Source organism: Mesorhizobium sp. M0968 (assembly GCF_040319065.1).
GTDB lineage: Bacteria > Pseudomonadota > Alphaproteobacteria > Rhizobiales > Rhizobiaceae > Mesorhizobium.
This window is the reverse complement of record NZ_JAMYNL010000065.1, coordinates 1-4,996: the sequence shown is the minus strand read 5'-3', so window position 1 is coordinate 4,996 and position 4,996 is coordinate 1. Positions and strand designations below refer to the sequence as shown.

Annotated in this window: 5 protein-coding genes; all 5 read right to left on the bottom strand. The window is 57.7% G+C overall.

What is annotated here, in order from left to right; genetic code table 11:
* The coding region (locus tag NKH67_RS33675) for a N,N-dimethylformamidase beta subunit family domain-containing protein (RefSeq protein ID WP_353033039.1) at window positions 1-1,565 on the bottom strand (1,565 nt) is incomplete at its 3' end.
* Window positions 1,552-1,956, bottom strand: coding sequence for a N,N-dimethylformamidase alpha subunit family protein (locus tag NKH67_RS33670; protein ID WP_353033037.1), 405 nt, complete (start codon window positions 1,954-1,956; stop codon window positions 1,552-1,554). The genes NKH67_RS33675 and NKH67_RS33670, both read right to left, overlap by 14 nt.
* Before the next feature lie 135 nt (window positions 1,957-2,091).
* Window positions 2,092-3,579 carry a dimethylsulfonioproprionate lyase DddP gene (gene dddP, locus NKH67_RS33665; protein WP_353033035.1) on the bottom strand — a complete coding sequence of 496 codons (1,488 nt, stop codon included), beginning with the start codon at window positions 3,577-3,579 and terminating at the stop codon, window positions 2,092-2,094.
* A complete protein-coding gene (locus tag NKH67_RS33660; RefSeq protein ID WP_353033032.1) occupies window positions 3,563-4,501 on the bottom strand; it encodes a GlxA family transcriptional regulator in 939 nt (312 codons plus the stop codon). The genes dddP and NKH67_RS33660 overlap by 17 nt, the downstream gene beginning before the upstream one ends.
* Before the next feature lie 186 nt (window positions 4,502-4,687).
* Window positions 4,688-4,996 (bottom strand): cobalamin-dependent protein (locus NKH67_RS33655; RefSeq protein WP_353033030.1); only part of this gene is annotated, 309 nt, incomplete at its 5' end.

Sequence of the window (4,996 nt, the reverse complement as noted above, 5' to 3'; positions counted from 1 at the left end):
CCGCCGAGATACATGAGCCGCCCACCCTTGGCTAGAAAGCCGTCGAGAGCCTGCAACATCGGTAGCGACCAATACTCCGGATGACTCCCGGTCACCAGCACGCGGCAACCCTCCAAGGCCGTCACACCCTCGCGATCGAGTTCCTCATCCGTCAACACGTTGTGATCGGGAGCTGCTCGGGCCAGCCAGCCGAGAAGGCAAAGGTCGATCTGAAAATTCCAGAGCCAGCCTCCCGGCTGCCGGTTCAGCACTGGCCGGCGGAGCGATCCGATCCAGCGCCCGCTGCCGTCATCATGCGGATCGTAGAGTGATCTGCCCGGACCTTGATGACCAACAGCCAGAAGGTCTAGTGGCGTGTAGGTGCAGCCAACACAGCCGAGACTATACTCCACTCTTTGAAATTGGGATACCATGTTGACGTAGGCTGCGTATGTCGCAGTGGGCGCCAGGAAGGCAACATCGCTGGAAGCGTTTGCTGCCTTTCGGACGTAAAATGGTACATAGAATTCAGCATCGTCGCCCCGCAGACGGGCCGCATAACAACCGCTCGGCCACTCGACCGGCACCGTGAGCCGCAGATCTTCTTGCCAGCCGGGACTCTCAATATCATCGTGGTGGAAGTAAATAGCGCCATATTGTTCAGGCCCGCGGCGCCAATCCAAGGTCGAGCCATCCCAGTTCGAACCCTGGACATAACGGGCGGGCTGATTGACGCACAAGCCGTCGTGACCGAAGCCTGAAAGATCTTGGACGACGTCTGATGCGGGGTCATTCACCAGATCCCAATCGGCGAGGCGAGGCCAGCTGACCGGTTCGTTCGGCTTGCGTGCAGCCAAATCCTTGATTTGGTCAAGGGAAAGAGCCACAGCCAAGATGCGAGGACGCTCTATTTTGCCGTTGAAGTGGTGGCAAGGAAAGCCGTCGGCATCCCGCTCGGCAGCCATTAGAAGGTGACCGTCGCCGCTTGCTGGCGGCTGCACATCATCCTCAGCCAGCCAACTGGTGCCGGCGTGGTCGTGCGTTCCGGACGCGAGGCGATGCACCGCAACGAGCAAATGTCGGCGTTCGGGATCATAGCTTAGCGCAACGAAGCTCCAGCGACGGAGAGACAAGGGCTGATCGAGGCGATAGACCCGCGCCCCATCGGTATCCCCAAGGATTGCGGTCAGGCAGCCCTCGGCATCGAGCCGCAAGGCCACTCCCCCGCGCCCGTCCGCGGTCAGGGTACTCAACAGACAACGAGGTTCGCCGTTAACAAGGGTCGGAAAAATATTCGCGCAAACCGTTATCGGGCCAGGATCCGCCAGACGCTGCGAGCTCTCGACCTCAATATAGGAACCAGCCCGGATAGGTTGCTCGCGACCAGGATAACGCTTGCTCTCCGTCATTACGGACGGCTCAAAGGGCGGCATTTCCGGTCCGGCATCGCAGCCAAGCAGGCGAACGAAATCGCACTCGAAGCTGTCAAGTTTCACGCAACTCACAGCAAAGCCGATGGTTTCCCCTGGTTTGACGCTGTCGCGATCTGCGTAAGCGAGGATCACTGAACGATCAGCCTTCATCATCACTTTCCTTCAGTGGGAATGCACCAATCAGATGTCGCCAGCGCTGTTTGAAAACCCAGCGCTCAACATCCTCACGCGTTTGAAAACAGACTGGGGCCGTTTCGGCGATGTCCTGGCCGTCAGGCGACCAGCGCGCTGCGCGCCATTCGCTATAGGGCTTGGTCATTATCGTGAACCACTTGCCAGCCGTCGGGTGGGAACGCATGACGTCGAGAACAAAGCACAGATCGGCACTGTGGCGGCCGAAAGGTGCGTCCAGAAATTCGCGAGCCAAGTCGAGGCGATCAGCAAAAGCCGCTAAGGCAGCGCGGGCGGCCACAGTGCCGGCATTCTCGACAGTGCATCCAGTTTGAGATTCGCTGAACTCAGCGCTGGAATCATCGGTCGTCATAGTTATCCTCCAAGCATAGCGCACTGATCCTCAGCTTCTGCGAAACCGGGGCGCTTCCAGCTTTCAAATAATTTCCATCTCGGACTGCTCAAGTCCGGCCGATCTCCTGCTCGGCTGCGGCCAAATATCTGAAACTTAGCCCATTAATACAGGGTCGAAAGGACACTTTGTGAGACTTTCGACGCCATTCTCGGTTATCAAAACCTGCTCCTCCAACTTCACCCCCTCCCGCCCACCAACGGCTCCGATGTAAGCTTCGACGCAAAGCGTCATGCCGGGCTCCAGAGTGTAGTCAAACGCTCCCGGGATGAAATCCTCGGGATAAAGAATGGCAGGATATTCATCGCATAGGCCAATGCCATGCATCATGCAGCCGTAGCGCTGGTGGACGAATTCCTCCGGCAGCTTGTGGCCTCGCTCCGTAAGCTCCGTGAACGACACGCCTGGCTTCAGCAGAGCCATGTTGGTCTGCACATGCTCATATGCGATTGCATGCAACCGACGCTGCTCGTCGGTGGGCTTTCTATCGCCGCAGTACCAAGTTCTCGAAAAATCGGCGCACATGCCGTAAGGACCCACCATATCGGTATCGAACGCGACCAAGTCGCCCGGTTCGATCCGGCGCGGCCCCGCCTCTGCCAACCACGGATTGGTGCGGGGCCCGGAAGTGAGGATACGCGTTTCGATCCATTCACCGCCCCGGGCGATGTTTTCGGCATGAAGCACCGACCAAAGTTCCGTTTCAGCTATACCCGGCTGCAAACGCTCGCGCATCTTGGCGACGGCAATCTCACAAGTTGCGATCGAGCAGCGCATGGCGTTGATCTCGTCGATCCCCTTGATGACCCTTGCATGCTCCATCAGTTGCATGCCGTTACAGACTTCAATCCCAATTTCATCCAGAGCACGAAGGCCAGGGATCTCGATCTTGTCGACGGCCAGACGGCGGTTCTTGCCGCCACTTCGGCGGAGAAGCTCGTCAACCTGCCCGGCAAATTTCTTGGCGATCGCCTCTTCCGCGTCACCAACGGCGAAATAGTAGAAGGCCGCGCCCCCGTCGCGGACTTCGTTAACGAGGGGGAGGTGGGCTGAGAGGTGCTCGCAATTGTGCAAGTCCCAGATGACGACATAACCGTCCGCAGATATGAACGCGGCCCGATTCGCGTTGTGCGTGATCCAAAGCTGCATATTCGAGGAATCTGTCGCGTATCTGATGTTCAGCGGATCGAAGCACAGCACGCCCGCGTAGTCGCGCTGACGAAGCTGCTGAACGATGCGGGCAAGCCGCGTCTCGCGCATTCGCACCAGATTGGGCGGGGTCAACCCCAGTGCCGACCACTCGGCAAAGGCTACATCGGTCGGGCCGATTTCAACACGGTCATTGTCATCGATACTCCCGTCAGGTTTCAGTGCCGTTGGGCGCCGGCTGGGATCAATCTTATGCGTTGTGACCGAGAAAGATGACATCGATGAGCGTATCCCTAGCTTGGTGTTTCGAGAATTAAGAACGAGATCCACTGACTTTGATATGCGGAAAAAATACCGCGCGTTATAAAGTGGATTGATCGTGGAATCGGCGTGCTCTGGTCCCTGGGGCACCAGCAGGTTAAGCTCGATAGGCATTCGGATTGGCGCCAAAGGCAAGGCGGAAGCACTTGGAAAAATGCGAGGCCGATGCAAACCCACAGGCTACAGCCACCTCAACAATCGGCAATTCGGTCTGTTCAACAAGCCGCTTGGCTCGGGAAAGTCGCACATGGAGGTAGTAGCGCATCGGGGAGATGGACAACGCTCGCGCGAAGAGCCGTTCGATCTGACGCTGCGAGCGACCGACGCACCTAGCGATATCCCGCAAGGGTATTGGATCCTCCACATGTTCTTCCATGATGCGAATGATTTCAGCGATCGGCTTACAGATGCCAATCTCGTTGGGGCTGATGGGCAACTGTCTCTCCGACGTGGAACGCCAATGTCCCGCCGTGGTGTGCCGACACACGGCCAGTGCTACCTCCTTGCCGAGATGTTCGCTGATCAACTCCATAACCAGGTCGAAAGACGCGAATTCACCTGCACATGTGACGAGTTGGTTGTCTCGGACGAAAAGTCGGTCGGTAACTTGGGGGCGTCCAAATGTTTCAGCAAACGCGGCACGCTTGTCCCAATGAATTGTACACGGGATTCCGTCGAGCATTCCAATCTCGGCGAGCAGCCACGTTGCTGTACCCAGAGCCGCTATAGGAACGCCGTGCCGCCTGTACAGGCGAAGAACATTGATGAGAGAAGCTGAAACTTGCTTTTCGACCATTTCGCCAGCCAGGACCACGACCATCGTGGGCCGGTTGCCCGACTGCATCACTTGGCTGGCCCATTTGAAGTCGCTGTCCACCGACAGCCCAAAGCCACTGGCGCATTTTACGGGCTGGCCGTCTTTGCTCAACAGCGACCATTCAAAAAATGGTCGTCCCAAGATCGCATTGGCAAGGCGAAGTGGGTCCACGAATGATGAGAGACTGAGTAGCGAAAAACCGGGAAGCGCCAGGATCATTAGGCGGCATTCTTCGGATTGTGCATTCGCTGGATTCTTAGCGGTGTCCCAAAGCACGGGGTCTGAACTGCTGGGCACTGCAAATGGCGCATTCATGGTGTTAAATCCGTCCTTCGAGGTGCCAAAATATCGCGTCGGTCAGCCCGGGGTTCAATCCTGCCGTCGCGAGATCGAAGCTCTCAGAGGTCAAGCGCGAACGTTGTGCTTGCGCTTCATGAAGTCCTTGGCCGTCTCGACCGCCACCGCCGCGTCACGGCAATAGGCATCGGCACCGACGGCCTTGCCGAATTCCTCGTTGAGCGGCGCGCCGCCGACCAGGACGACGTAGTCATCGCGAATGCCCTTTTCCTTCATCGTGTCGATCACGACCTTCATGTAGGGCATGGTGGTGGTGAGCAGCGCCGACATGCCAATGATGTCGGGCTGATGCTCCTCCAAGGCCGCCATGTACTTTTCGACTGGGTTGTTGATCCCAAGGTCAATGATCTCGAAGCC

Excerpts from the sequence above, each read along its gene's own strand:
- NKH67_RS33660 (WP_353033032.1), bottom strand. The coding sequence starts at position 4,501 with ATGATCCTGGCGCTTCCCGGTTTTTCGCTACTCAGTCTCTCATCATTC.
- NKH67_RS33670 (WP_353033037.1), bottom strand. The coding sequence starts at position 1,956 with ATGACGACCGATGATTCCAGCGCTGAGTTCAGCGAATCTCAAACTGGA.
- dddP (WP_353033035.1), bottom strand. The coding sequence starts at position 3,579 with ATGCCTATCGAGCTTAACCTGCTGGTGCCCCAGGGACCAGAGCACGCC.